The 26,839-nt window shown below is 73.4% G+C and carries 26 protein-coding genes; 17 read left to right on the top strand and 9 right to left on the bottom strand.

Annotated elements, in window-relative coordinates; genetic code table 11:
- The first annotated feature begins 140 nt into the window (after positions 1-140).
- The 6 genes from hflX (at position 141) to holA (ending at position 9,000) form a co-directional block, all read left to right on the top strand.
- On the top strand, positions 141-1,586 hold the full coding sequence (hflX, locus tag ABT299_RS32225) for a GTPase HflX (protein ID WP_500253039.1): 1,446 nt from the start codon (positions 141-143) through the stop codon (positions 1,584-1,586).
- 539 nt (positions 1,587-2,125) lie between these two features.
- Positions 2,126-3,340, top strand: a complete 1,215-nt coding sequence (gene hutI, locus ABT299_RS32220; protein WP_173099701.1) for an imidazolonepropionase — start codon at positions 2,126-2,128, stop codon at positions 3,338-3,340.
- Positions 3,341-3,363: 23 nt separating this feature from the next.
- Positions 3,364-4,209, top strand: a complete 846-nt coding sequence (locus ABT299_RS32215) for a DegV family protein (RefSeq protein ID WP_500253038.1) — start codon at positions 3,364-3,366, stop codon at positions 4,207-4,209.
- A 101-nt stretch (positions 4,210-4,310) separates the two neighbouring features.
- A complete protein-coding gene (locus ABT299_RS32210) occupies positions 4,311-5,033 on the top strand; it encodes a ComEA family DNA-binding protein (protein WP_500253037.1) in 723 nt (240 codons plus the stop codon).
- Between the two features lie 935 nt (positions 5,034-5,968).
- Positions 5,969-7,900, top strand: a complete 1,932-nt coding sequence (locus ABT299_RS32205; protein ID WP_500253036.1) for a ComEC/Rec2 family competence protein — start codon at positions 5,969-5,971, stop codon at positions 7,898-7,900.
- 149 nt (positions 7,901-8,049) lie between these two features.
- Positions 8,050-9,000 carry a DNA polymerase III subunit delta gene (gene holA, locus ABT299_RS32200; RefSeq protein ID WP_347256656.1) on the top strand — a complete coding sequence of 317 codons (951 nt, stop codon included), beginning with the start codon at positions 8,050-8,052 and terminating at the stop codon, positions 8,998-9,000.
- A 728-nt stretch (positions 9,001-9,728) separates the two neighbouring features.
- On the opposite strand, the gene ABT299_RS32195 is transcribed toward holA, so the two are convergent.
- Positions 9,729-10,148 carry an SRPBCC family protein gene (locus ABT299_RS32195; protein WP_190856203.1) on the bottom strand — a complete coding sequence of 140 codons (420 nt, stop codon included), beginning with the start codon at positions 10,146-10,148 and terminating at the stop codon, positions 9,729-9,731.
- Complete coding sequence (locus ABT299_RS32190; protein ID WP_190856202.1) at positions 10,088-11,017, bottom strand: LysR family transcriptional regulator; 930 nt, start codon at positions 11,015-11,017, stop codon at positions 10,088-10,090. Before ABT299_RS32190 ends, ABT299_RS32195 begins: the two co-directional genes overlap by 61 nt.
- A 69-nt stretch (positions 11,018-11,086) precedes the next feature.
- Here ABT299_RS32190 and ABT299_RS32185 point away from each other — a divergent pair, with 69 nt between their 5' ends.
- Positions 11,087-11,611, top strand: a complete 525-nt coding sequence (locus tag ABT299_RS32185) for a hypothetical protein (protein WP_190856201.1) — start codon at positions 11,087-11,089, stop codon at positions 11,609-11,611.
- Here ABT299_RS32185 and ABT299_RS32180 read toward each other — a convergent pair.
- Both ABT299_RS32180 and rpsT read right to left on the bottom strand, forming a co-directional pair.
- Complete coding sequence (locus ABT299_RS32180) at positions 11,556-12,089, bottom strand: RNA 2'-phosphotransferase (protein WP_500253035.1); 534 nt, start codon at positions 12,087-12,089, stop codon at positions 11,556-11,558. The two genes, ABT299_RS32185 and ABT299_RS32180, sit on opposite strands and share 56 nt — an antisense overlap.
- 90 nt (positions 12,090-12,179) lie before the next feature.
- The gene (rpsT, locus tag ABT299_RS32175; RefSeq protein ID WP_190856199.1) at positions 12,180-12,449 is read right to left on the bottom strand and encodes a 30S ribosomal protein S20; all 270 of its coding nucleotides are present in this window, start codon (positions 12,447-12,449) and stop codon (positions 12,180-12,182) included.
- 269 nt (positions 12,450-12,718) lie between these two features.
- Here rpsT and lepA point away from each other — a divergent pair, with 269 nt between their 5' ends.
- On the top strand, positions 12,719-14,560 hold the full coding sequence (gene lepA, locus ABT299_RS32170; protein ID WP_190856198.1) for a translation elongation factor 4: 1,842 nt from the start codon (positions 12,719-12,721) through the stop codon (positions 14,558-14,560).
- Between the two features lie 96 nt (positions 14,561-14,656).
- On the opposite strand, the gene ABT299_RS32165 is transcribed toward lepA, so the two are convergent.
- The 3 genes from ABT299_RS32165 to ABT299_RS32155 form a co-directional block, all read right to left on the bottom strand.
- A complete protein-coding gene (locus ABT299_RS32165; protein ID WP_190856197.1) occupies positions 14,657-15,214 on the bottom strand; it encodes a DUF4870 domain-containing protein in 558 nt (185 codons plus the stop codon).
- 138 nt (positions 15,215-15,352) lie between these two features.
- Positions 15,353-16,771, bottom strand: a complete 1,419-nt coding sequence (locus ABT299_RS32160) for a hypothetical protein (protein WP_500253034.1) — start codon at positions 16,769-16,771, stop codon at positions 15,353-15,355.
- A gap of 128 nt (positions 16,772-16,899) precedes the next feature.
- Entirely contained in the window at positions 16,900-17,811 is a 912-nt protein-coding gene (locus tag ABT299_RS32155; RefSeq protein ID WP_190856195.1) for a hypothetical protein, read from the bottom strand.
- 205 nt (positions 17,812-18,016) lie between these two features.
- On the opposite strand from ABT299_RS32155, the gene ABT299_RS32150 reads away from it, so the two are divergent.
- The 5 genes from ABT299_RS32150 (at position 18,017) to ABT299_RS32130 (ending at position 21,156) form a co-directional block, all read left to right on the top strand.
- A complete protein-coding gene (locus tag ABT299_RS32150) occupies positions 18,017-18,457 on the top strand; it encodes an antitoxin YezG family protein (protein ID WP_190856194.1) in 441 nt (146 codons plus the stop codon).
- Between the two features lie 30 nt (positions 18,458-18,487).
- Entirely contained in the window at positions 18,488-19,696 is a 1,209-nt protein-coding gene (gene hemW / locus ABT299_RS32145) for a radical SAM family heme chaperone HemW (protein WP_500253033.1), read from the top strand.
- A gap of 119 nt (positions 19,697-19,815) precedes the next feature.
- Positions 19,816-20,019: a hypothetical protein gene (locus tag ABT299_RS32140; RefSeq protein WP_500253032.1), complete on the top strand. Its 204-nt coding sequence runs from the start codon at positions 19,816-19,818 to the stop codon at positions 20,017-20,019.
- Positions 20,020-20,080: 61 nt separating this feature from the next.
- On the top strand, positions 20,081-20,830 hold the full coding sequence (locus ABT299_RS32135) for a rhomboid family intramembrane serine protease (protein ID WP_190867319.1): 750 nt from the start codon (positions 20,081-20,083) through the stop codon (positions 20,828-20,830).
- 38 nt (positions 20,831-20,868) lie between these two features.
- Complete coding sequence (locus tag ABT299_RS32130) at positions 20,869-21,156, top strand: Lrp/AsnC family transcriptional regulator (protein WP_151593712.1); 288 nt, start codon at positions 20,869-20,871, stop codon at positions 21,154-21,156.
- An 18-nt stretch (positions 21,157-21,174) separates the two neighbouring features.
- Here the strand turns inward: ABT299_RS32130 and ABT299_RS32125 are convergent, their stop codons facing one another.
- Entirely contained in the window at positions 21,175-21,867 is a 693-nt protein-coding gene (locus ABT299_RS32125) for a cache domain-containing protein (RefSeq protein ID WP_387028909.1), read from the bottom strand.
- A 16-nt stretch (positions 21,868-21,883) separates the two neighbouring features.
- Positions 21,884-22,609, bottom strand: coding sequence for a FadR/GntR family transcriptional regulator (locus ABT299_RS32120; RefSeq protein WP_190867322.1), 726 nt, complete (start codon positions 22,607-22,609; stop codon positions 21,884-21,886).
- 78 nt (positions 22,610-22,687) lie between these two features.
- On the opposite strand from ABT299_RS32120, the gene ABT299_RS32115 reads away from it, so the two are divergent.
- Genes ABT299_RS32115 through ABT299_RS32100 form a run of 4 tightly spaced genes read left to right on the top strand, consistent with a single transcriptional unit; the run spans position 22,688 to position 26,742 of the window.
- Entirely contained in the window at positions 22,688-23,767 is a 1,080-nt protein-coding gene (locus ABT299_RS32115) for an ABC transporter ATP-binding protein (protein WP_190867324.1), read from the top strand.
- A gap of 13 nt (positions 23,768-23,780) precedes the next feature.
- Positions 23,781-24,989, top strand: coding sequence for an ABC transporter substrate-binding protein (locus ABT299_RS32110; RefSeq protein ID WP_190867326.1), 1,209 nt, complete (start codon positions 23,781-23,783; stop codon positions 24,987-24,989).
- On the top strand, positions 24,968-25,909 hold the full coding sequence (locus ABT299_RS32105; RefSeq protein ID WP_500253031.1) for an ABC transporter permease: 942 nt from the start codon (positions 24,968-24,970) through the stop codon (positions 25,907-25,909). The genes ABT299_RS32110 and ABT299_RS32105 overlap by 22 nt, the downstream gene beginning before the upstream one ends.
- A complete protein-coding gene (locus ABT299_RS32100; RefSeq protein ID WP_190867328.1) occupies positions 25,909-26,742 on the top strand; it encodes an ABC transporter permease in 834 nt (277 codons plus the stop codon). Before ABT299_RS32105 ends, ABT299_RS32100 begins: the two co-directional genes overlap by 1 nt.
- Positions 26,743-26,839 lie beyond the last annotated feature (97 nt).

The raw sequence follows: 26,839 nt of genomic DNA, 5'->3' as shown, positions 1-26,839 counted from the left end.
GGGGCGCCCCGCCGGCCGTGCCGTTCACCTCCCCGCGCGCGCGGCGGGTACGCACCTGATAACCACGTGACCCCCGAGGACGGCCCGTGAGACGATCCCGGGGAAGACACAGCCGCGCCGCGGCGTTCTACCGAGGACATATGACTCTTCCTTTCTCTGCAGACCAGACCCACGAAGACCGGACCTACGACGAGTTCGAAGCCGAGCCCATGACCGGCGAGCTCGACCTCGAGGACCGGCGGGCACTGCGCCGCGTCGCGGGACTGTCCACCGAGCTCACCGACGTCACCGAGGTCGAGTACCGTGCCCTGCGGCTGGAGCGGGTCGTCCTCGTCGGCGTGTGGACGGAGGGCACCGCGGCCGACGCCGAGAACTCGCTGCGCGAACTGGCGCTGCTCGCCGAGACCGCGGGCTCCCAGGTGCTCGAGGGGCTCGTCCAGCGCCGGTCCCGGCCCGACCCGGCCACCTACATCGGCTCCGGCAAGGCCGCCGAGCTGCGCGACGTCGTCATCTCGACGGGCGCCGACACCGTCATCTGCGACGGCGAGCTGGCGCCCAGCCAGCTCCGGCACCTGGAGGAGACCGTCCAGGTCAAGGTCATCGACCGGACCGCGCTGATCCTCGACATCTTCGCCCAGCACGCCAAGAGCCGCGAGGGCAAGGCGCAGGTCGAGCTCGCGCAGCTCAACTACCTGCTGCCGCGCCTGCGCGGCTGGGGCGGCAACCTGTCCCGGCAGGTCGGCGGGCGCGCCGCCGGCGGCGTCGGCATCGGCGGCCGCGGCCCCGGCGAGACCAAGATCGAGCTGGACCGGCGGCGGATCCGCACCCGGATGGCCAAGCTGCGCCGGCAGAACGCCGAGATGTCCAAGGCCCGCGACACCAAGCGCGGCGAGCGGCGCCGCAACGAGGTGCCCGCCGTCGCCATCGCCGGCTACACCAACGCCGGCAAGTCGTCCCTGCTCAACCGGCTCACCGGCGCCGGGGTGCTGGTGGAGAACGCGCTGTTCGCCACCCTCGACCCCACCGTCCGGCGGGCCGAGACGCCGGGCGGCCGCGCCTACACCCTCGCCGACACCGTCGGGTTCGTCCGGCACCTGCCCCACCAGCTCGTCGAGGCGTTCCGCTCGACGCTGGAGGAGGTCACCGACGCCGGGCTGATCCTGCACGTCGTGGACGGCTCCGACGCCGACCCGGAGGCGCAGATCGACGCCGTCCGGGAGGTGCTCCGCGAGATCGGCGCCGACGCGATCCCCGAGATCATCGTCATCAACAAGGCGGACGCCGCCGACGACCTGGCCATCGCCCGCCTCCAGCGGCGCGAACCGCACAGCGTCGTCGTCTCCGCCCGCACCGGGTTCGGCATGGAGGACCTGCGGGAGGCCATCGAGGCCGACCTGCCGGGCCTGGAGGCCGAGCTGCGCGCGCTGGTGCCGTACGAGCGCGGCGACCTGGTCGCGCGGGTGCACGACCGCGGCGAGGTGCTCAAGCAGGAGCACGTCGCCGAGGGCACGCTGCTGCACGCGCGCGTCCCCGAGGACGTCGCGGGCGAGCTGTCCCGGTACGAGATCGCGGCACAGATCGTCTGACCGCGCCGGCCTCCCGGCCGCGCACGCGTTCGCACGGGCTCGGGCCGTCCGAAAGGGCGGTCCGGGCCCGTCCGAATATCGTCCCCGGGCGGATCCTGGTCGCCGAACGGTGACAGCTTCCCCAATCGGCTTGACGGTTCAGTTGAAATCCGTACGGTCGAAGGGCTAGGGGGCGGGTGATGGCTGTCGATGGGCTGCGAACGCACACAACGAGGTGCACGGACGGGCGTGCGGGCCGTGTCCGGTCGACCGGCCGGGCCCGCTCAGAGCTTGTCGGGCGGGCCTTCAGTGCACTACCGTGACGAAACCGATATCTCCGGTCTCGTTGCCAGTGGTGGTCGCCCGATCACCCGACCCTCCAACGGTGAATCGCCGGCACCCAGTCGGCGTTTCGGATCGAGAGCAGGTGGCCCCATCGATGGCAGGTGCGAACACCGGACGGCGAGCAGGCGGCCCGTTCCGTCCCTCCCTGCTCCTTGCACACGGAGCGTCCGGTACCGCGCCCGGCGGCGCGTCGTCCCAAGCAGGTCGGTGACCCTATGACGGTACGGCTGTTGACGAACATCGGCAGGCTCTGGACGGGCACCGACGTCTGCAGCAACGCCGCCGTGCTGATCCACGACGACCGGATCGTCTGGGCCGGTCCCGCCTCGGACCTCCCGCAGAGCGTCCCGGGGATCATCGACGACATCGTCGACGTCGACCACGTGGAGAACCTCGGCGGCGGCCTGGTCACCCCCGGCCTCATCGACGCCCACTCCCACCCCGTCTACGCGGGCAACCGGTGGGCCGAGCTCGCGATGCGCACCAGCGGCTCCTCGCACTCGGCCATCGCGGCGGCGGGCGGCGGCGTCAACTCCACCGTCACCGTGACCCGCGGCACCGACCCGTGGACGCTGTGCAACGGCGTCCGGGAACGGCTGCGCCAGTGGATCCTCGCCGGGACCACCACCGTCGAGGCCAAGACCGGCTACCACCTCACCCGCGACGGGGAGCTCGCCGACATCCGGATGCTGCGGTCGCTGGAGGGCGAGCCGTCCATGCCGCGCATCCACGCGACGTTCCTGGCCGCCCACATCCTCCCGCCGGAGTTCTTCGGCCGCCGCCGCGACTACATCGAGGCCGTCCGCCTGTGGGCCGGCGACGCCGCCGTGGCCGGCGCCGACTCGATCGACGTCTACTGCGACGAGGGCCACTTCACCGCCGAGGAGGCCCGCGCCCTCCTGCTCACCGGCAAGCGCGCCGGGCTGAAGGCCCGCATGCACGCCTGCGCCAACGAGCGCATCGGCGCCGCGCAGGTCGCCGCCGAGGTCGGCTGCGCGTCCGCCGACCTGCTCACCCAGGCCAACGACGACGACATCAAGGCCCTCGCGCACGCCGGCGTCACCGCCACCGTCTGCCCCGGCAGCGCCCTCAACAGCAGCCGCGCCCCCGCGCCCGTCCGGCAGATGCTCGACCGCGGCGTCACCGTCGCGCTCGGCACCGACCACAACCCGGGCCAGTGCGGCATCACCTCGATGCCGCTCGTCATCGGCCTGTCCGTCGCGATGTTCGGGCTGAGCGTCACCGAGGCGCTGCGCGCCGCCACCCTCGGCGGGGCCGCCGCCCTGCGCGTCGGCGACCGCGGCTCCCTCGCCCCCGGCATGCTCGCCGACATCGTGCTGTGGGACGCCGACCACGAGGGCGCGTTCGCGTGGGCGTTCGGCCTGCGCGCCCTGCGGGTGTGGCGCGGCGGCGTCCCGGTCCAGCCCTGACGGCCGGGGGTAATGTCCCGTTCATGGGCAGCGCCGTCGCGGTCGTCACGGATTCCACCGCCTACCTTCCGCCGGGGCTCGCCGAACGGCACGGGCTGACCGTCGTCCCCATGCAGATCTCCTTGGGCGGCCCCATGCGCGACGAAGGCGACATCGGCGGCGACGAGGCGGTCCGTGCGCTCCGGGACCGGCGGCCCGTCACCACGTCCCGCCCCTCACCCGGACGGTTCGCCCAGGCCTACGAGAGCGCGGCGGAGGCCGGTGCGGGGGCGGTGGTGTCCGTGCACCTTTCCGCCGCCATGTCCGGGACGCTCGCGGCCGCCCGCCTCGCCGCCGCGGACGCGCCCGTTCCCGTCCACGTCGTCGACAGCGGCACCATCGGCATGGGACTCGGGCTCGCCGCCCTCTCCGCGGCCGCCGCCGCGATGGCGGGCGCGGACGCCGAGACGGCCGCGCGCGTCGCGTCGCGCCGTGCCGGGATGTCCCGGTCCCTGCTCTACGTCGACACGCTCGAGCACCTGCGCCGCGGCGGCCGGATCGGCGCCGCCGGGGCGCTGCTCGGCTCCGCGCTCATGGTCAAGCCCCTCCTGGACATCGCGGGCGGGCGGATCGTGCCGCTGGAGAAGGTCCGCACGTCCGCGCGGGCCCTGCCCCGGCTGGAGGAGATCGCCGTCGAGCAGGCGGGCTCCCGCCGCGTCGACCTCGGCGTCCAGCACCTCGCCGCCGCCGCCCGCGCCGACGCCCTCGCCGCCCGGCTGCGCGACCGCATCCCGCACGTCGAGGACGTCTACGTCGGCGAGGTCGGCCCCGTCATCGGCGCCCACGTCGGCCCCGGGATGCTCGGCGTGGTGATCGCCCCGCACCTCTGACCTGTTCGCCATAACCCCTGGTCAGGCGGGGTGCGTCGCGGGTTTTCCACATTTTCCGCAGGCCCTGCTCGCGGGCGGGCACCGCACCTAGCGTCGGCGTCATGACAGCCAACGACCGCCTCCAGGGCCTCGCCGACCGGCTCAGACCGTCCGCGCAGCCGCCGTCCGCCCGCCTGCGCTCCGGACCCGAGAGGGCGAACGTCCGCGTCCTGGCCGTCATCGCGGTGATCGCCGCGCTCGTCGCCGGCGGCTACCTCTGGCTGGCCCGCCCCCGCCCCGACCCGGCCCCCTCCACCGCGGACGCCGCCGCGACCGAGGTCCCCGCCGCGGCCCCGTCCTCGGGACCGTCACCCGGCGCCGTCCCCGCCGGTGCCACGAACCCGGCGTCCGTGGTCGTCCACGTCCTCGGCAAGGTCAAGAACCCCGGGGTGGTCACCCTCCCGTCCGGCTCCCGCGTCGAAGAGGCCATCAAGGCCGCGGGCGGCGTGCGTCCCGGCGCCGGTACCGGCACCCTCAACCTCGCCCGCAAGCTCGTCGACGGCGAGCAGATCCCGGTCGGCGTCCGCCTTCCCTCGCCCGGGCCCGGCACCCCGCCACCGGGCCAGCCGCCACCCGGCTCCGCCGCGCCGGGCACGCCCGTCGACCTCAACACCGCCACCGCCGAACAGCTCGACCAGCTCCCCGGCGTCGGCCCCGTCCTCGCCCAGCGCATCGTCGACTACCGCACCCAGCACGGCGGCTTCCGCTCCGTCGACCAGCTCCAGGACGTCGACGGCATCGGCGCCCGCCGCTTCGCCGACCTGAAACCGATGGTGCGCGTATGACCCGCGACCTCCGCCTGGCCGCTCCCGCCCTCGCCACCTGGATCACCGCCGCCCTGACGATCGGCTTCCCGCCCGCCCTCACCTGGACCGTGGCCGCCACCACAACCGCCACCGCCATCTACCTCCTCGCCACCCACCGCCCACCCCCTACCGCCCCGCCAACACGACCTCCCCAGCCCGAGACCGGCCAGCACCCCGACAGCTTCCAACCGCGGACGTCACCGGAGACGGTGCGCAGAAGCGGGCTTCCAGCCGCTGAGGACTGGCCCTTGTCGTCGGACGCGGTGGTGCGATCGCGGCAGGCTGGAGGCAGCGTCGAGCTCTCCCGCGACATTGGCCACCAGCCGGAGAGCCGTGTGCGCGGGACAGCGCCAGTGTCGGCATTCAGGACTGAACGTTCGGCCGTCGAGAACCGGCCCTTGTCGTCGGACGCGGCGGGGAGAGGGGCGCCTTGGTCGGAGGAGGCCAATCGGTTCTCGTCTGGGAGCGGACAGGGGCGGAGCGGACAAGGGCAGGGTGGCGGAGAGCAGTGGACGCCGCCGGAACGAGGGTTCAGGCGCGGAGGGGCGGCCGCCGCGCGCGATCAGCCCTTGCTGGCGGATAACGCGGTCGAGGGAGCGCGGCGCATGGCTGCGGGACCGGTGGTCGAGCAGCGGGCGTTGGGGCGGTCGGCGGCCGATGAAGAGCGCTTGGGCTCAGCACTCTTGCGGAGGGTCCGGAATTGGGCTGGCGCAGGCGGAGCTTCACACGTCCTCAACCGGCGGCTGCTGGGAATGGTGCTGGTCTGTATCGCCGCGTCCGCGACGGGTGTCGCGTTCCGTGCGACCGCTGTCGGTACCGGGCCAGTGCGGGCGCTCGCGCAGGTCGGAGGGGCAGCAGCGGCTGAGGCGGTGCTGACAGGGGATCCGCAGGCCAGGAAGGCCGGGGGGCGGCCCATGGTGATCGTCCGGGCGCGGGTCGAGGCGGTGGCGCGGGCCCGGGTGCGCGTGCCGGTGCTGCTGATCGCGCACGACCCGCGGTGGCTCGGGCTGCTGCCGAGCCAGCGGGTGCGGCTGCGCGGCCGGTTCGAGAAGCCGCGCGGCGCCGAGCTGCTCGCAGCCGTGGTGATCGTGCGGGGCCCGCCCGCGCCGCTCGGCGGCCCGTCCGCCGTCCAGCGGGCCGCCGAATCCGTCCGGGCGCGGTTGCGCGCGGCGGTCGCCCGGCTCCCGCCCGACCAGCGGGGCGTCCTGCCCGGCATGGTCGACGGCGACACCTCCCGGCTCGATCCGGCCCTCGCCGAGGAGTTCCGCACCGCGGGCCTGAGCCACCTGCTGGTCGTCTCCGGCGCCAACCTCGCGATCGTCATCGGCGCGGTGCTCTGGCTGTGCCGCGCCGCCGGGCTCGGGCGGAGGCGCGCCCCGCCGGTCGCGGCCGTCGCGGTGGCCGCGTTCGTACTGGTCGCGCGTCCGGACCCGAGTGTCCTGCGGGCCACGGTCATGGGCCTGGTGGCGCTCCTCGCGCTGTTCACCGGACGGTCACGGCAGGGCGTGCCCGCACTCTGCGCGGCGGTACTCCTCCTCGTCCTGATCGACCCGGAATTGGCGCGGTCATACGGCTTCGCGCTGTCCGTGCTGGCGACGGCGGGCCTGCTCGTCCTGGCGCCGCCGTGGCGGGAGCGGCTCGCGCGCCGCCTGCCCGGCCCGCTCGCGGACGCCCTCGCCGTCGCGGCGGCCGCCGAGATCGCCGTCGCGCCCGTCCTGGTGATGCTCTCCGGAGAGGTCGGTGTGGTGTCCCTGTTCGCGAACCTGCTCGCCGCGCCGGCCGTGGCGCCCGCGACGCTGCTCGGCGCGCTCGGGACCGTGATCGCGCCCGTGTCCCTGCCGCTCGCCCGCCTGGCGATCCGGCCCGCCGGCCTGGCCGTGGGCTGGATCATCTGGATCGCACGGACCGCCGCCGCGCTCCCGTACGCCACCGTCCCGTGGACAGGCGGCGGCCTCGGCGCGGTGACGCTGCTGCTGGCCGGCGGGGTCGCCGTCCTGATCCTGCGCCACCCGGGGCTCCGCACGGCCGCCGTCGCGGCGATGGCCGGGGTTCTGATCGCCGTCGTCGTGCTGCGAATCACGGCCCCGGGCTGGCCGCCGCCGGGCTGGCAGATGGTCGCCTGCGACGTCGGTCAGGGCGACGCCCTCGCGCTCGCCGCCGGACCCGGCCGCGCCGTCGTGGTGGACACCGGCCCCGCCCCCGCCCCGGTCGACCGCTGCCTCTCCGGCCTGCACGTGAAGGACGTTCCGCTGCTGGTCCTGACCCACCCGCACGCCGACCACATCGGCGGAACGTCCGGCGTCCGGCACGGGCGCACCGTCCACGAGGTGGTGAGGACGTCCCTGACCGACGGCGCCGAGAACCGCTTCATCGCCGGCCTTCCGTCCCGTCCCGCGCTCGCCGGACGGCAATGGCGCGTCGGCGACCTCACCCTCGTGATCATCGCCCCTCTGGCCACCGGCCCCGCCCTGTCACCGCAGGACGACGGCACCACGATCAACAACGCCAGCGTCGTCCTCGTGGCCCGCCGCCCGGGATTCAGCGCCCTGCTGGCCGGTGACGTCGAGACCGAAGCACAGCGCGTTCTGGAGACGAGCGTTCCCCGCGTCCAGGTGCTCAAGGTCCCGCACCACGGCTCGCGCAGCCAGGACCCGCGCTTCCTGGCCGCCGCCCATGCGGCGATCTCCCTGGTCTCGGTCGGACGGGACAACGACTACGGCCACCCGGCCCCCTCGACCCTCGGCCTCCTGCACCGCCTTCGCACCCAGGTCCACCGCACCGACCAGGACGGCGACATCGCCATAGTCCGCACCCGAACCGGCATCGCCGCCGTCCCCCACCACTGATCCGCCCGCCTGGCGGCAGGCGGTGATGTCCGATGAGGGCGTCTGCTGGGAGGCAGGGGATTGCCGGCGGGGGCGGGTTGGCGGAAACGGCGGTGGCGGGGGAGCGGGAGGTGGCGCGGGGAGGGGGCGGGGCGTGGCATGCTGCAAGGGTGTCCGAGGCCATCATCCTGATCGTGGGAGACGAAGAGCTGCTCGTGGAGCGGGCGATCGGCGAGGTCGCCGCGTCCGTGCGGGCGAAGGACCCGGACGCCGAGGTCATCGACCTCGCTCCGGGCGGGCTGGAGCCCGGGCGGATCTCAGAGCTGACGTCGCCGTCGCTGTTCGGGGGCGGGAAGGTGCTCGTGATCCGGTCCGCGCAGGACCTCGGCAAGGACCTCACCGCCGAGGTGCTCAAGTACGCCAAGGACCCGGCGGACGACGTGGTGCTCGTGGCCGTCCACCACGGCGGGGCCAAGGGCAAGGCCCTGGTGGACGGGCTGACGAAGCTGAAGGCGCGCAAGATCGCCTGCCCCAAGGTGACCAAGATGGGGGAGCGCGTCGACTTCGTGCGGACGGAGATCCGCCGGTCCGGCGGGAAGATCTCGCCGGACGCGGCGCGCGGGCTGCTGGACGCCGTCGGCAACGACCTGCGCGAGCTGGCGGCCGCGTGCAGCCAGCTCGTCGCCGACACCGGCGGGAAGGTCGACGACGCGGCCGTCGCGCGCTACTACCGGGGGCGCGCCGAGGTCAGCGGGTTCACCGTCGCGGACAAGGCGATCGAAGGGCAGCTCGCGGAGGCGCTGGAGCAGCTGCGGTGGGCGCTCGCGACCGGCGTGGCGCCCGTGCTGATCGTCAGCGCGCTCGCCCAGGGGGTGCGGGGGTTGGCGAAGGTCGGCGGCGCGCCCAGGGGCGCCCGTGGCGCCGCGCTGGCCAAGGACCTCGGGATGCCCCCGTGGAAGATCGAGCGCGTGCAGAAGCAGTTGCGCGGCTGGTCGGGCGACGGGGTGGCGCGCGCCCTCACCGCGGTGGCGGAGGCCGACGCGCAGGTGAAGGGCGGCGCGGCCGACCCCGCCTACGCGCTGGAAAAGACCGTCGCCGACATCGTCGCCGCCCGCAACTGACCGCCCTCCACGGCCCGGCAGTTGACCGCCCGGCGTCACCCATGGGTAACTGCCCAACTGCCCCGCCTCTCCGTAGGTGACCGAACTGCGTCGCCCCTGGCGCCCCCTGCGTTGCCCGTCGCACACGCCCCACGCGCCTGCGGGTGACTTCTCCGCGTCGCCCCTGGGCGACCCCCTGCGTCGCCTGCGGCCGATCATTGTCCGCCGCCCACGGCTGACCGTCCGGCGTCACCCGTGGGTAACTGCGCCGCCTCGCCCGTAGGTGATCGCCCTGCGTCGCCTGCGGCTGATCGTCGTCCGTTGCCCGCGTGTGACTGCCGTACGTCGTCCGTTTGATTGCCCTGCGTGGCCATCGACATGATCGCCCGCCCCCAGCCCGCGGCTGACCGCTCGGCGCCGCGCCCAGTTGACTGCCGTCCGTCCTCCGTGGGTGACTGCCCTGGGGCGTCCGCGGGTGGTCGCCGTTCGTAGCGCGAGTGTGACCGACGTCCGGCGTTGTGAGGGATCGCTTTGCGCCGTCCGCGGATGACCGTCTTGCGTCGTCTCGCGTGGGTCACCGTCGTTCGTCGGTGTTCGACGGTGATCGAGGCGCTGGGCGTGTGGCGTCAGGGCGCAGCGGCTTGGGTGCGGGTTGGCGCCCGGCGGGTGAGTGGCGGCTCCGTTGAGTGGGTCAACGCCGCGAGGCGGTGCTGCGCGGGGCGGTGTGGCCGCTTGGTACGGGGGGCGGGTCAGGGGGACTCGGCGGCGGTTTTGAGGCCGTTGGCCTCCATGGTGACGTAGCGGCGGGTCCGGGAACCCATGAGGAGGGCGATCAGCGGGGCGAGGGGGCCGGTCTGGTCGAGGGTGAGGCGGAGGGTGCTGCCGCCCGACGGGCGGGGGAGGACCTCGTGGCCGCCGGTCGTGGTGACGCCGGGGGACGAGGATCGCCAGGTGAAGTTCTCGTTCTCGGTGAACGTGGTGACCGTCCACACCGCGGCGGGCATTCCGGGCTGGTGGACGCGGGCGCGGGCGCCTTCGCGGAGAGGGGCGTCGAGGAGGTCGACGCGGTTCATCGAGGCGGTCAGGTCGGGCCAGCGCTCGACGTCCTTCAGCAGGTTCCAGACGGTCTCGGGGGCGGCGTCGATGTCGACGGCGATCTCGAAGTGCACGGTGGGCTCCCGGTGGTGGTCAGCGCGGTGCGGATCCTGGTCAGCAGGCCGGTGACGAGGGGGTCGGCGTCGCGGCCCGGCAGGTGGACGGCGTAGTAGGGGACGGCGGGCAGGTCGATGATCTCGCGGAGGACGACCCCCGGCGGCGGGACGACGCAGCCGTTCACGACGGCGAGACCGGCGCGCAGGGACACGAAGTGCAGCAGGAGCGGCCAGCCCTCCGCCTCGACGGCGGCCGTCCACGGCACGCCGGCGGCGCGGAGCGCGCGTTCGAGGGCGACGCGGTGCGGGCCGGCCGGCGGCGGGACGACCAGGGACGCGCCGGCGAGGTCGGCGAGGGCGAGGGACGGGCGGGCGGCGAGCGGATGGTCGTCCGGGATCGCGAGCGCCTGCGGGTACGCGGCCAGCGGGACGGTCGCGAGGTCGGCGGGCAGGACGTCCAGGACGGCGACGCCGAGGTCGGCGCGGCCGGTGCGGACGGCGGTGAGGGTGCGCGCGCGGTCGCCGTTGATCAGCCGGACGCCGTGCCGGACGGCGTCGCCGAGCAGGTAGAGGTAGGCGCCCTCGCCGGCGGCGAGGACGGGGAGCCGGGACGGCGCGGTGCCGTCGAGGTCGGCGAGGAACGCGGAGACGCGGGCGTCGAGGTCGCGGGCGAGGCGGGCGACGGCCTCGCCGGTGGGGGTGAGGGCGATGCGGCGGCCGTGCCGGGTGTAGAGGGGGCGGCCGAGCGTCTCGGCGAGCTTGCGGATCTTGACGTGCAGGGCCGGCTGGGAGATGTGCAGGTCCTCGGCGGCGCGGGTGAAGTTGAGGCGCTCGGCGAACGCGGCGAAGGAGGCGAGCGCGTCGGTGGACACGCGGCTCAGCTCCATAGACGAGAACTATAGACCGCCGAGCATTCGATAGTTCAGTTCTAGCGGTGGCGCGGCCAGGCTCAAGGCATGGAACCTCGTCTCGGCATCGATTTCGGCCGCGTGATCCAGGGCGTCTCGGCTCCGGGGACGGCGGACACGGCGTTCCTCGGCGGGTCCTTCGCGGAGGCGCTGGCATCGCCCGCGGCGGACGGCGTGTACGACGTGCTGCCGGGGCTCGTGGACGCGTTCGGCGGGCGCGCGTGGATCATCTCCAAGTGCGGCGACCGGGTCCGCGAGCGGACGCTGGCGTGGCTCGACCACCACGACTTCTACGGCAGGACCGGGCTGGCCAGGGGGAACGTGCGGTTCTGCCGGAAGCGGCCCGAGAAGGCGCTGCACTGCGCGGAGCTCGGGATCACCCACATGATCGACGACCGGCTTGACGTGCACCGGGCGATCCGAGACGTCGTCCCGTACCGGTACCTGTTCGGGCCGCAGAACGGCGAGGTCCCGGACTGGGTGCGGCACGTCCCGTCGTGGGCGGACGCCGCGGCGATCAGCGAAGATATTCCGGCGGGACGGCGTCGGCCAGCCACACGCCGTTCGCGCTGACGCGGAACTCGTGGCCGTCGGCGGCCATCCGCCCGGCGTCGACGACCAGCACGACGGGCCGCCCGCGGCGGGCGCCGACGCGCCGCGCCGTCTCGGTGTCGGGCGACAGGTGGACGGCGTGCCGGTCCATGCGCCGCAGGCCCTCGCGCCGGATCGCGGGGGCGGCGGCCTCGGTGGTGCCGTGGTACAGCAGCTCGGGCGGCGGGACGGCGGGGAGCCCGAGGTCGACGTCGATGCTGTGGCCCTGGACGGCCCGGATCCGGTCGCCGTCGAGGGCGTAGCGCCGCTTGTCGTTGACGGCGACGACGTGCTCGAGCTCGGCGCGGGTGAACGGGAAGCCGTGCCGGGCGGCGGCGTCGAGCAGGTCGGGGACGCTCGTCCAGCCGCCGGCGTCGAGGGTGAGGCCGATCCGCTCGGGGCGGTGCCGCAGGTGCTTGGCGAGGTACTTGGAGATCTTCACCGTACGGCGAGCGTCCATGGATCTCCGACCGCCTTCCCGCCCGGGCATGCGTCAGGGCCGGTCGCGATGGACCGGCCCCGGGCGTGCGCGTCTACCTGAGCGCCGTGCTCACTTCGCCTGCAGGGCGGCGGCCTGCTTGGCGATCGCCGACTTGCGGTTGGCGGCCTGGTTCTTGTGGATGACGCCCTTGCTGACGGCCTTGTCCAGCTTGCGGGCGGCGGCGCGCTGCGCGGCGACGGCGGCCTCGATCTCGCCGGACTCCGCGGCCTCGCGGAACTTGCGGATCGCGGTCTTCAGCTCCGACTTGACGGCCTTGTTGCGCAGCCGCGCCTTCTCGTTCTGCTTGTTCCGCTTGATCTGGGACTTGATGTTAGCCACGTCGTAGTGCCTCAGCCTTGGTTGCGATCATGGCCTGCCGTCTCGGCAGGCGCGAACAGGATGTCTGACGGGGGCGGACGGTGCCCCCGGGGCACGACGCTACGCCACACGCAGTCGCACAGCCTACCAATCGGGCCCGTCCGCCGCGAACCGGCCGGGTCCGGCGGGCCCGGGGCCGCCGCGGAGGCCGTGCACGGAGCATCAGGTCCGGCATGGGACTATGGATGTACAGATCCATTGTCCACCTGTGAGTTTGCGAACGGACCCCGGTGCCAGCGCCTGAGCCTGACAAGACCGATCCCGCGATCATCCGCAACTTCTGCATCATCGCGCACATCGACCATGGCAAGTCGACGCTCGCGGACCGCATGCTGCAGTTGACCGGTGTGGTCGAGGAGCGCCAGATGCGCGCCCAGTACCTCGACCGGATGGACATCGAGCGCGAGCGCGGCATCACGATCAAGAGCCAGGCGGTGCGGCTGCCGTGGAGCTCCGGCGGCACCGACTACGTGCTCAACCTGATCGACACCCCCGGCCACGTCGACTTCTCCTACGAGGTGTCGCGGTCGCTGGCGGCATGCGAGGGCGCGGTGCTGCTGGTGGACGCGGCGCAGGGCATCGAGGCGCAGACGCTCGCGAACCTGTACCTGGCGCTCGAGGCGGACCTGCACCTGATCCCGGTGCTGAACAAGATCGACCTGCCCGCGGCGCAGCCGGAGAAGTACGCCGAGGAGCTGGCCGGGATCATCGGCTGCGACCCGTCCGACGTGCTGCGGGTGTCCGGCAAGACCGGCGAGGGCGTGCGCGAGCTGCTCGACAAGATCGTCGCGGACGTGCCGGCGCCGGTCGGCGACCCGGACGGCCCGGCCCGCGCGCTGATCTTCGACTCGGTGTACGACACCTACCGCGGCGTGGTCACCTACGTCCGGATCGTGGACGGCCACCTGTCGCGCCGCGAGAAGAGCCTGATGATGTCGACGGGCGCGGCGCACGACACGCTGGAGGTCGGCGTGATCTCCCCGGAGCCGAAGCCCGTCCAGGGGCTCGGCGTCGGCGAGGTCGGCTACCTGATCACCGGGGTGAAGGACGTCCGGCAGGCGCGGGTCGGCGACACGGTGACCGTCGCGGGCCGCCCGGCGCCGGACGCGCTCGGCGGCTACCAGGACCCGAAGCCGATGGTGTTCTCGGGCCTGTACCCGGTGGACGGCGACGAGTACCCCGAGCTGCGCGACGCCCTCGACAAGCTGCGGCTGAACGACGCGGCGCTGATCTACGAGCCGGAGACGTCGGCGGCGCTCGGCTTCGGGTTCCGCTGCGGGTTCCTCGGGCTGCTGCACATGGAGATCGTCCGGGAGCGGCTGGAGCGCGAGTTCGGCCTGTCGCTGATCTCGACGGCGCCGAACGTCGTCTACCGGGTGGTCATGGAGGACGGGTCGGAGCACACCGTCACCAACCCCAGCGAGTTCCCCGAGGGCAAGATCGGCGCGGTATACGAGCCGGTGGTGAAGGCGACGCTGCTGTCGCCGTCCGACCACATCGGCGCGATCATGGAGCTGTGCCAGGGGCGCCGCGGGGTGCTGCTCGGCATGGACTACCTGTCGGAGGACCGGGTCGAGATCCGCTACACGCTGCCCCTCGCCGAGATCATCTTCGACTTCTTCGACCAGCTGAAGTCGCGGACCCGCGGGTACGCCTCGCTGGACTACGAGCCGAGCGGCGAGCAGGAGTCCGACCTGGTGAAGGTCGACATCCTGCTGCAGGGCGAGTCGGTGGACGCCTTCAGCCAGATCGTCCACAAGGACAAGTCCCGCGAGTACGGCCTGATGATGACGGCCAAGCTCAAGGAGCTGATCCCGCGGCAGCAGTACGAGGTGCCCATCCAGGCCGCGATCGGGGCGCGCATCATCGCGCGCGAGAACATCCGCGCCATCCGCAAGGACGTCCTCGCCAAGTGCTACGGCGGCGACATCTCCCGCAAGCGCAAGCTGCTGGAGAAGCAGAAGGAGGGCAAGAAGCGGATGAAGACGATCGGGCGGGTGGACGTCCCGCAGGAGGCGTTCGTCGCCGCGCTGTCCACCGGCGGCGAGTCCACCGACAAGGGACGCAAGTAGCGACCCCCGCGGCCGGGCGGCGCTCCGCCCGGCCGGGTTCTCCGGCGACCGGCTACGTGCCGACCGGCTACGTGACGACCGCTACTTCACGATCGGCTATTTGACGATCGGCCAGGCGACGACGACCGGGACCTCCCGGAACTCGCCGCGGTTGGCGGCGCGCGCCGCGTAGACGAGGAAGAACAGCACGACCGCGGTGAACACCAGCGGCACCCAGATCAGGACGTCGACGGCGAGCGCGAGCAGGCCGCCGACGATCCAGACGGCGATCGCCGCGATGCCCATGTTCAGGCCCTGCGCGGCGTGCCGGCGGACGAACGGCGACCGCGCCTTGCCGAGGTAGACGATGGCGGGCGCGATGGCGCCGACGAGGAACTGGCCGAGGTAGGCCATCAGCGACCAGGTCTTGTCGTCGTCGCTGACGGGACCGAAATGGCCGGGCATCTGCGCGGTGCCGCGCCCCTGGGCCGGCTGCTGCCAGCCCTGGCCCGGGCCGTCCTGCGGCGGCTGCTGCCACGCGCCACCGGGCTGCGGGGGCTGCTGCGGCTGCTGCCAGGCCGATCCGGGCTGCTGCCAGGGGCTCTGCTGCTGGGGCGGCTGCTGCCATCCAGGCTGCTGTCCCTGGCCGGGCGACGGGGGAGGCCCGTAGGCCATGGCGGGTGTCCTCTCCGGGTTCGCTGAGCGAGCTTTGGCGAATAGTACGACTCCTAGGACGCATCCGGAGTTCGCCCGGTTTCCGTCTTTCCTGCCCCCGCCGCCCGGCGGACGGCCCGTAACGGCCGGCGCCGGCCGTCAGGGACGCCAGAGGACGCCCGACGGGCTCTGCGGCGTGAGCGCGACCGAGCCCTTCCACGTCAGGAACGAGCTCTCCGGCAGGTACGACGAGTCCAGGAAGAAGCCACGGTTGACGGCGGTGACGGTGGCGGGCGCGCCGTTGTCGCCGAGCCCGGTGGGACGCCGGATCGCCTCGACGCTCGCGATGTCGGACGGCCGCGTGCCCTCGGGCAGCTCGACCGTCGTCGCGACCGGCCCGTCCCGGTCGATCGACCAGGTCGGCTGGTCGTGGTCGGACCGGTACAGCCGCGACGGGTCGGACTTCAGCCGCACCCCGAGCGCGACGCCCGGCACGGACCCGGTCCCGGTGGCGGCGCCGGTGGTCTTGGCGAACTCGGCGAACAGGTACGTGCGCTGGTCGCCGACCGCCGTCGTCGCGGGGTCGGACGGGTTCTCGATCTTGCCTTCGCGGAGCATCTCCTGCGCCATGACCCGGTAGGTCCACGGCTGCTGGTCCATCACGTACTCGCGGGTGCGGTCCTGCGGGCGCGTGGCGGTGACGTCCGGCATGAAGCGCAGCGGCGAGTCCGGCGTGACGGCGTCGCACATGTTGTTGTTCACCGTGCACGTCTGGAGGACTGGGTGATCGGCCTCGTACTTGCCGGTGAACTGCAACGTGGCGTGGTTGGGCGCCTGGTAGACGCCGGTGCCGTCCACGCGGTTCCCCTTGGCGTCGACCTCGACGCGGTAGATCCACTCGATGTCGGTGGTGCGGCCCCAGCGGGCCATGAGGGCGGGCGTGTCCGTCCCGCCGTCCTCGTTGCTCCAGACGACCGAGTATTCGAGGATCTGGTGGCCGGGGGTGGGGGCGGGCCTGGTCTCGTGCCACGCGATCAGCGGGGTGTCGGTCGTGGCGTTCTGGTACGCGTCGCCGGTCACCGCGAGGGTCCGTCCCACCACGACGGGCGCGTAGCGCAGGACGAGCTGGTCGGCGGCGGGCATCCGGACGCCGGTGCGGGCGAGCCGCACCCGCTGCGCGGCGGGGGCGCTGCCCTTGGCGAACCGCAGGGTGACCTTGTGCCGGCCCCGGCCGACGCGGCCGAGGGCGAGGCTGCGGGGCGTCGGGGCGGACGACGGGACGACGAGGTCGGTGACGTGCCGGCCGTCCACCGCGATGGACACCACGGCGGACTCGGCGCCCTTCTTCGCCCACGACACCCCGGGCGCGGACGCGGTGAAGCCGATCAGGGCCTCCCCGGCGCGGCCGGCGGTGAAGGCGAACGAGCGGGCGGGACCGCCCCGCTGGACGTTGATCGTCCGCGCGGCGGCGGTGTCGGCGGAGGGAGCGGCTTCGGCGGGGGCGGCGAGGGCGAGGGGAGCGGCGGCGAGGGCGGCGGCGGACAGGGCGAGGGCTGTGTGACGCGCACGGCTTCTCATGATCGGGAAACCTAGGGCGGCCGGATTGCGCGCCGGTGACGGGCCGGTCCCCGGTGGATGTCGGGATCGTTGCCGCAAGGACGATCTTCGGAACGCCCCCGCGCGCCCCCGGCTCCGGGCGGTACGGCTCAGGCGCCGGTCCAGAGCGGGGCGAACGGCGCCGGATGCTGCATCGACACGGCCGCGAACCGCTCCTCCCCGTCGGCGGACCGCCGGGCGGGGCGCGGCGACCGGCCGTCGGGCCCGTACAGGGTGAGGCCCAGCCCGGGCAGCCGCACGGCCCGCCCGCGCCGCACCACCTCGTGGCCCAGCTCGGCGAGGAGCGCGGTCACGTCGTCGGCGGGCTCGTCCAGCAGGTCGATCCCGTCGAGCCGGAACCGCATCTCCGGGTTGCCGCTCCAGCCGGGCCGCCGCGTCCCGCAGATCTCCGCGACCCGCTCGGCCCCCGTCTCGGACCGGTCCGTCGACAGCGACAGCACCCCGCGCCCGACCTGCACGCTGCGGTGGTCGGCCCACCCGCACAGGAACTGCGCCCTCGGCGGCGGCGTGCCGCACCGCTCCGCGACGGCGTCGAGCGTCGCCCAGGCGTCCGACGCCGGGGTGCTGAACAGCAGGTGGGCGTCCGGGAGCAGCGCGCCGCGGCCCGGCTCCAGCGTGATCACGAACGGGGCGACGCGGCCCGGGAACCGCGCCGGGTCCGCCTCCCGGAGCGTGACCAGGCCCTCCCACTCGACCGGGTCGTCCACCGCGAACCAGGTGATCGCGGCCTCCGCGCCGAGGTCGCCGAAGGTCGCGTCGGTGAGCCGCTCGGCGATCACGGCGCGCATCCCCTCGGCGGTCTCGGCGAGCCTGCGCCGCCACCACGGCGGCTCGGGATCGGAGCGCCCGCCGGTCTGCCAGAGGGTGCCGGGGCCGTCGAACTCGGTGCGCCGCTCCGCGCCCTTGTCGTCCACGACGACGTAGTGCCATCCGCCGGGGCCGCCGCGCAGCAGCACGCGCGCGGGCACACGCCCCCAGTCCACCGGCCCCTCGTTCCGCATTCGGACGACCCTATCCGCCCAAGAGGGGCGGCACGCATCATTGCGGCCCGTGCCGCCCGCGTTCCGCCCGGCTCGACCAAGATCGTCCCGCCCGGGCGGCGATCGCGGCCGGCGGTTTCGCCGCGACACGGCCGGCGCTCCTCGATCCGGGCCCGGATGTCGGTACCGTCGGGGGCAGTGCGTCGACGGTACCGGAGGTTCGAGCGTGACCCACTCCGAGCAGGTCCTGCGTTCCCCGGAGGAGCGCGAGACCGTGAACGGCGCCGTGCGCGCGCTGCGCTCGGCCGCGCCCCTGGGCTGGGAGCGGCTCGGCTTCGAGTTCCGCGCCACCGTCGGCATCGACAGCGCGTCCTTCGAGGTGGAGGACGCCGCCGGCGAGCGCCGCAAGGCCACGCCGCCCGGCCAGGCCGTCGGCAAGATGGACGAGCTGCGCCGCGTGATGTACCGGCGCGGCAAGGGCGCGTGGTTCACCGCCCGGCTGGAGATCGAGCGCTCGGGCCGGTTCAGCGCCGAGTTCGACTACGACGGCGAGCCCGAGTTCACGCCGCCGCTGACGCCGTCCGCCTACGCGCTGGACCTCGACCGCTTCCCCCGCACCGACGCGCACATCCCCGCCTGGCTCCGCCGCAAGCTCGACCAGGCCTGACCATCCCGCCGCGGGCGGCAGACTGTAGGGGTGCCCTCTACGCTGCCCGACGGTGATCCCGTACCCGCCGACGGCGCGCTGCCCGGCAGCGCGCTGGAGGGCCTGGGCACGCGGCCGTTCGCGTTCTACGTGCACGTGCCCTTCTGCGTGACCCGGTGCGGGTACTGCGACTTCAACACCTACACGGCCACCGAGCTCGGACCGGGCGCGAGCCGCGACTCCTACGCCGACACCGCCGTCGCCGAGGTCCGCATGGCCCGCAGGGTGCTCGGCGACGCGGACCTCCCGGTCCAGACGGTCTTCGTGGGCGGCGGCACCCCGACCCTCCTCGCGCCCGACGATCTCGGACGCGTCCTTGCGGCCATCGACGCCGAGTTCGGCCTCGCCCCGGGCGCCGAGGTCACCACCGAGGCCAACCCCGAGTCGGTGGACGAGTCCTACGTGGCGAAGCTCCGCGAGGTCGGTTTCACGCGCGTCTCATACGGCATGCAGAGCGCGCGCGAGCACGTCCTGGCCGTCCTGGAGCGGACCCACACGCCGGGCCGCGTCCCCCAGGTCGTCGAGTGGACGCGCAAGGCGGGCTTCGAGCACATCAACCTCGACCTCATCTACGGGACGCCGGGGGAGACCGACGACGACTGGCGCGCGTCCCTGGAGGCCGCCCTCGCCTGCGAACCCGACCACGTGTCCGCGTACGCGCTCATCGTCGAGGAGGGCACCCGCCTGGCGGCGCAGGTGCGGCGCGGCGAGCTCACCGCCCCCGACGACGACGCCATGGCCGACCGCTACCTGATCGCCGACGACCTCCTGCGCGCGCACGGCCTGCACTGGTACGAGATCTCGAACTGGGCCTCGTCCCCGGAGGCCGCCTGCCGCCACAACCTCCTGTACTGGACGGGCGCGGACTGGTGGGGCGTCGGCCCCGGCGCCCACAGCCACGTCGGCGGCACCCGCTGGTGGAACGTCAAGCACCCCGCCGCGTACGCCGCCCGCCTCGCCGAGGGCACCACGCCCGCGTACGCGCGCGAGATCCTCGACGACGACGACCGCCGCATCGAGCGGATCATGCTCGAACTCCGCCTCGCGGACGGCTGCCCCGCCGACCTCCTCGACGACGCCGCCGTCCGCCGCGCCATCGCCGACGGCCTCGTCGACCCGGCCCCGTACGAGCGCGGCCGCGCCGTCCTCACCCGCCGAGGCCGCCTCCTGGCCGACGCCGTAACCCGCGACCTGACCTGACCCCCCCCCCCCCCCCCCCGAACCCGGCCCCCCCCCCCGCCCACCCCCGCCACAACGTCGACGCCCACATCGCCACGGCCGACACCGTCTTCCCGCCGGCCGGCGGCGCCCCCGGCGGCGTGGCGCTCGGCGCGCCGCCGTCGTCCGGCGCCACCGCCGAGGAGATGGAGTGCGTGCTGCGCTGGCTCGACCTGCCCGGCGTCCGGCTCGTCGAACTGGACGGCGCCTGGACGTGCCCGGCGCACGGCGCCGAGGGCCTGCGGGCCTGGATCGACAACGCCTACGCGAGCCACGACCCCGAAGCCCCCCAGGGAAGGCGCTGACGGGCCGGGCCGCCCACTAAGGTGACGGTGGACACCCCGCGCCCGGAGAGGACGACCCCGCATGGCCCTGCCTCTCTACGACAGCCAGCCCGCGCGGCGCGTCCCGTGGGTGACGTACCTGCTGGTCGCGGTGAACGTCGTGGTGTTCCTCATGACCCCGATGTCGAACTTCGCCACCTGGTACGGCAAGGGCGCCGTCCGCGAGTGCAAGGCCGCCGAGTTCACCTACCAGTACGGCGCCGTGCCCAAGGAGCTGACCACCGGCGACCAGCAGCCGCTGCCGACCGACATCACGAGCCAGTGCGGGCCCGACGGGTACCACAAGGCGCCGTGGACGTCGGCGTTCACCTCGATGTTCCTGCACTCCGGCGCGATGCACCTGCTCGGCAACCTGGTCTTCCTCTTCGTCGTCGGCATGGGCGTCGAGGACCGCCTCGGGCGATGGCGCTTCCTGCTCAGCTACCTCGCGTTCGGGCTCATCGCCGTGTACGGCTTCGCCTGGACCTCGCCCGACTCCACGGTCCCGCTCATCGGCGCGTCCGGCGCGATCGCCGGGGTGATGGGCGCCTACGTGATCCTCAACCCGCGCGGCCGCGTCGTCAGCTACGTGCCGCCGATCATCGTCCTGCGGCTGCCCGTCTGGGTGGTGCTCGGCTACTGGTTCATCCTGCAGTGGCTGTCGCTGGGCGACGAGGAGAGCAGCGTCGCCTACACGGCGCACATCTACGGCTTCTCCGCCGGCGTGCTGTTCGCGCTGCTGGCCCGCCGCGCGGGCCGCACCCGCCGCATCGCGGCGCTCAGCCGCACCTGAGTAGAGTCGGGGGCGTCCGAACTCAGGGGAGGGGCCCAGTGGTCACAGCGATCGTGTTCGTCAAGGCCGACGTCGCGCGCATCCACGAGGTGGCCGAGACGATCGCCGCGCTGGACGGGGTCAGCGAGGTCTACTCGGTCACCGGCGAGCACGACCTGATGGCGATGGTCCGCGTCCGCCGCCACGACGAGCTCAACGACGTGATCCCGGGCCGGGTCAACAAGGTCCCCGGGGTCCTCGGCACCGAGACCCACATCGCGTTCCGCACCTATTCCAAGCACGACCTCGACGCGGCCTTCGCCCTGGGCCTGCCCGACGCCGACTGAGCCGGCGCCCCGTGCGGCCTACGCGGCCGTGATCAGGCTCAGGGAGAGGTCGCCGCAGGGGTGGGCGGTGTGGCCGGGGCGGCCGCGGTAGACGGCGCCCGGAGGCCACGTGGCGGTGTTGGACGCCATCACGCGGCCCGGGGCGTTGACCACGAAGGCGGGCGCGGGGATCTCGCGCAGCACCGGGACGACCTCGTGCTCGAAGGTGCGGGCGAACACGTCCGCGGCGGCGACGCCGGCGAACTCCCCGTCCACGCGGACCGGGGCCGACAGCGTGAGGACGTACTCGTCGCTGCACAGGTAGTCGACGTAGGGGCCGCAGACGGTCTTCTCGGCGCCGCCCTCCGGGCCGGTGAACCAGTCCCAGGCGGTGTAGTCGTACAGGGCGCTGCTCTCGGGGTTCAGGTCGCGCAGCAGCTGGGACGGGCCGGCGGGGCCGGCCTGCCACCACTCCAGGTACCAGGCGGCGTCGGCGAGCAGCCGGGGCGCGGCGATGAAGCCGAGGCCGCACACCAGCGGGCCGAGCCGGGGGAGCAGCAGGGGGCGCAGGGCGGCGAGGTCGGCGCGGGCCGGGACGCGGCCGGCGCCGCGCACCTCCCGCAGCAGCCGCGCCGAGGCGTCGCGGATCTCGGCGACCGTGCCGAAGACGGCGTCGAGGGTCGCGTGCACGCGGTCCGCCGCCGCACCGGCGGACGGTGGCTCGGGGGGCATGGGGGTCCACCTCGGGTCAGAGGGTGAGCCGTCGGTCAATCAGACGTTCTATCGCATTCGCGACGTGACTTTCAGCGACATCCCGGGCCCGGTCCTCCTCGCCCCGCTCGACGGCGTCGACGATCCGGGCGTGCTGGGCGTGCACGGCCCGGCGGGCGCCCGGTTCGTCGTGGACGGCCCAGATGAGCGGCCCGATGTCGGCCTGCAGCCGGATCTCCTCGCGGGTGAGCCGGACGGACTGGGACGCGGCGGCGATCTCCAGGTGCAGCCGGCCGTCCAGCCGGCACATCCGGGGCGCGGCGTCCGGGCGGGTCATCTCGGCGAGGGAGCGGCGCAGCCGGTCGACGTCGCCGGGCAGCGAGCGGCGGGCGGCCAGCCGGGCGGCGGCGCCGGCGATGGCGGCGTAGTGGTCGCCGAGGTCGCGCAGCTCCTCGGCGGACAGCGGGAGGAGCCGCTCGTCGAGGTCGAACGTGCGCGCCGGGGCGCGCACGAAGCTGCCGCCGCCGCGGCCGCGCCGGGTCTCGATCAGCCCCTGCTGACGCAAGGCCATCAGCGCTTCGCGTAGAGTTACCGTCGATATCCCGAGATGTCCGGCGAGATCGGTCTCGCTGGGCAGCTGCTCCCCGTCGTCGAGGAGGCCGAGCGCGATGGCGTCGCCGATCCGCCGGACCACGGCGTCGACCCGGGCGGTGTTGTCGACCGGGGCGAACACGACGAGGCGTGCGCCCTCCGCACCGTCCATGGGCCCCCTCTCCCCGTTGACTCAGTGATACCGGATCGTCACTTGAACTAAAACCTATGACTCCATATGTTTTCGTTCATGCCGGCTACAGCGGTGAGGATCCGCGATCTGCGCAAGACCTTCGGTGCCGTCGAGGCGGTGGCGGGCGTCGACCTCGACATCGGGGACGGCGAGTTCTTCTCGATGCTCGGTCCGTCCGGATCCGGCAAGACCACCGTGCTGCGGCTCATCGCGGGCTTCGAGCGCCCGACGTCCGGGACGGTCGAGCTGGCCGGCCGCGACGTCACGGGCCTCGCCCCCTTCGACCGCGACGTCAACACCGTCTTCCAGGACTACGCGCTGTTCCCGCACCTGGACGTGCTCCGCAACGTCGAGTACGGGCTGAAGGTGCGGCGGGTCCCGAAGGCGAAGCGCCGCGAGCGGGCGCTTGAGGCGCTGCGCAGCGTCCGGCTCGACGGCTTCGAGGCGCGCCGGCCCAGCGAGCTGTCGGGCGGGCAGCGCCAGCGGGTCGCGCTGGCGCGCGCGCTGGTCAACGAGCCGAAGGTACTGCTGCTTGACGAGCCGCTCGGCGCCCTCGACCTGAAGCTGCGCGAGGAGATGCAGGTCGAGCTGAAGACGATCCAGCGCCGCGCCGGCATCACGTTCGTGTTCGTCACGCACGACCAGGAGGAGGCGCTGACCCTCAGCGACCGTATCGCGGTCCTCGACGGCGGCCGCGTCCAGCAGGTCGGCACGCCCGCCGAGGTGTACGAGCACCCGGCGACCGAGTTCGTGGCCGGCTTCGTCGGCACGACCAACCGGATCGGGGACGTCTGCGTGCGGCCGGAGAAGCTGCACGTGCGCATCCTCGACGGCGGCGACGCCCCCGGCGACGGCGAGGGCGCCGCGCCGGACGGCGGGACGGGCGGGCCGGCGGGGGACCGGCACGCCGAGGGCACCATCGCCGAGGTCGTCTACGCGGGCGCCGTCACGAGGTTCGTGGTGGACCTGGAGTCCGGCGACCGGGTCGTCGCGCTCCGGCAGAACCTCGCGGCCTCCCCGGCGGAGGCGACCCGCCACCGCGGCGCCCGCGTCCGGGTCGGCTGGCAGGCGGCGCACGAGTTCCGGGTCGCCGGTGCCGCACCGAGCACTGAAACCTCCGCGAAAACCCCCAACTAAAGAGGAGTTCCTCATGTGGTCCACGCGCATGGCGCTCGCCGCCGCGGCGGCGCTGGCGATCGGACTGGCCGCCGCCGGCTGCGGCGGCGACTCGGGAGACAAGGCGTCCGGAGCCGGGCAGGGCGGCTTCACGGTCCCGAAGGTCCCGATGCAGAAGTCGCTCGGCCAGGGCGAGGGCCAGGTCAACCTGGTCGCCTGGGCCGGGTACGCCGAGGACGGCTCCAACGAGAAGACGGTCGACTGGGTCCACCCGTTCGAGAAGCAGACCGGCTGCAAGGTCAACACCAAGATCGCCGGCACCTCGGACGAGATGGTCGCGCTGATGAAGACCGGCCAGTACGACACGGTCTCGGCGTCCGGCGACGCGTCGCTGCGGCTCATCGCGTCCGGCAGCGTCGCCCCGGTCAACACCGCGCTCGTGCCGAACTACGCCGACATCTTCGCCGGGCTGAAGAACAAGCCGTGGAACTCGGTGAACAACGTGGCCTACGGCATCCCGCACGGCCGCGGCGCCAACCTGCTGATGTGGCGCACCGACAAGGTGAAGCAGGCCCCCGACTCGTGGGGCGCGGTGTTCGACGCCAACTCCCCGTACAAGGGCAAGGTCACCGCCTACGACTCGCCGATCTACATCGCCGACGCGGCGCTCTACCTGATGTCGGCCCGCCCCGAGCTCGGCATCAAGGACCCGTACGCGCTCGACCAGAAGCAGTTCGACGCGTCCGTGGCGCTGCTGAAGCAGCAGCGGGGCATCATCGGCGAGTACTGGTCCGACTACACCAAGGCCGTCCAGTCGTTCAAGAGCGGCGACACCCTGCTCGGCACGACCTGGCAGGTCATCACGAACTACGTGGAGGCCGCGAAGGCGCCGGTGAAGGCGATCGTGCCGAAGGAGGGCTCGACCGGCTGGTCGGACACCTGGATGGTCGCGGCGAAGGCCAAGCACCCGAACTGCGCCTACCAGTGGATGAACTACATCGTGTCCCCGAAGGCGAACGCGCAGGTCGCCGAGTGGTTCGGTGAGGCCCCGGCGAACGCCAAGGCCTGCCAGGAGACCGCGGACAAGAAGTTCTGCGACACCTTCCACGCCACCGACGAGACCTACTTCTCCAAGGTGCACTTCTGGACGACGCCGATCGCCCAGTGCCTGGACGGCCGCAAGAACGTCAAGTGCGTCGACTACTCCAAGTGGACGCAGGCATGGACGGCGATCAAGGGATGACCGCGTCCCCGGCGGCGTCCACCGCCGGTGAGGCATCCGCCCGCCCGGCGCCGGGTCCCCGGCGCCGGGCGGCGGCGCTGCTGCACCGCCGGCCGGCGCTGCGGCTGTCCCTGCTGCTGTCGGCGCCGCTGGCCTGGCTGGTGGTCGCCTACCTCGGCGCGCTCGCCGCGATCTTCGTCACCGCGTTCTGGTCGACCGACACCTTCACCGGCGCGGTCGTCCGGCAGTTCACCCTCGCCAACTTCCAGGACCTGTGGAACGAGCCCGTCTACCGGACGATCGCGCTGCGCAGCCTCGGCGTCGCGGCGGCCGTCACCGTCATCGACACCGCCATCGGGTTCCCCATGGCGCTGTACATGGCGAAGGTGGCCCGGCCCCGGTACCGGCCGTACCTCGTCATCGCGATCCTGGCGCCGCTGTGGGCGGCCTACCTCGTCAAGGCGTACGCGTGGCGGGTGATCCTGGCGCACGGCGGCCTCGCCGACGAGGCGCTGAAGCCGTTGGGGCTGTCCAGCCCCGGATACGGCCTCACCGCCACGATCATCGTGCTGGCCTACCTGTGGCTGCCCTACATGATCCTGCCCGTCTACACCGGCCTGGAGCGGCTGCCGGACTCGCTGCTGGACGCCTCCGGCGACCTCGGCGCCCGCCCGTGGCGCACCTTCCGCTCGGTCGTGCTGCCGATGGTGTTCCCGTCCCTGGTCGCCGGGTCGATCTTCACCTTCTCGCTGTCGCTCGGCGACTACATCACCGTCAAGATCGTCGGCGGCCGGAGCCAGCTGCTCGGCAACGTCGTCTACGACAACATCGGCGCCGCCAACAACCTGCCGTTCGCCGCGGCCGTCGCCACGATCCCCGTCGTGGTCATGCTGGTCTACCTCGCCGCGGCCCGCCGCACCGGCGCCCTCAGGGAGCTGTGATGACCCTCTCGCCCGCCGCGCGGACGGCCCTGCGCGCCGTGATGATCCTCGGGCTCGCGGTCGTCTACGTACCGCTGCTCGTCGTGCTGATCAACTCCGTCAACGCCGACAAGACGTTCGGCTGGCCGCCGACGGACCTCACCGGACGCTGGTGGGCGCACGCGCTCGACAACCCGGGCGCCCGCCAGGCCGTCTGGACGAGCGTCAAGGCCGGCGTCGGCGCCACCGCCGCCGCCATGGTCCTCGGCACCATGGCGGCGTTCGCCGTCGCCCGGTACCGCTTCTTCGGCCGCGAGACCGTCTCGCTGGTCGTGGTGCTGCCGATCGCGCTGCCCGGCATCGTCACCGGCATCGCCCTCAGCAACGCCTTCCAGGTCGTCCTGGAGCCGCTCGGCATCGGCCTCGGCCTGTTCACCGTGATCGTCGGGCACGCCACCTTCTGCGTCGTCACCATCTACAACAACGTGCTGGCCCGGCTGCGCCGCACCGGCACCAGCCTGGAGGAGGCGTCCGCCGACCTCGGCGCCGACACCTTCCAGACGTTCTGGTACGTGACGCTGCCGAACCTGCGCTCGGCGCTGCTCGCCGGCGGGCTGCTGTCCTTCGCGCTGTCCTTCGACGAGATCATCGTGACCACGTTCACCGCGGGCCCCGGCTCCCAGACCCTGCCCATCTGGATCTTCGACAACCTGTTCCGGCCCAACCAGGCCCCGGTCGTCAACGTCCTCGCCGCCGCCCTGATCGTCCTCTCGATCATCCCGATCTACCTCGCCCAACGCCTCTCCAGCGCCAGCCCAGGGGGGCGACCCCCTGGAACCCCCGTCAGCGGTTGAGAGGCTGTTTCGCGGGGGGGGGGGCGGGCGGGAGGACGCATGCAACGACACGACCCGGGGTGCAGCGGGGCGCGCCCCGGCGGCGGAGCCGCGCGGC

Origin of the sequence: Spirillospora sp. NPDC000708 (assembly GCF_040299565.1) — a bacterium.
Taxonomy (GTDB): domain Bacteria; phylum Actinomycetota; class Actinomycetes; order Streptosporangiales; family Streptosporangiaceae; genus Spirillospora.
The sequence above is the reverse complement of the archived record's forward strand: the minus strand, read 5'-3'. Positions and strand labels throughout refer to the sequence as shown.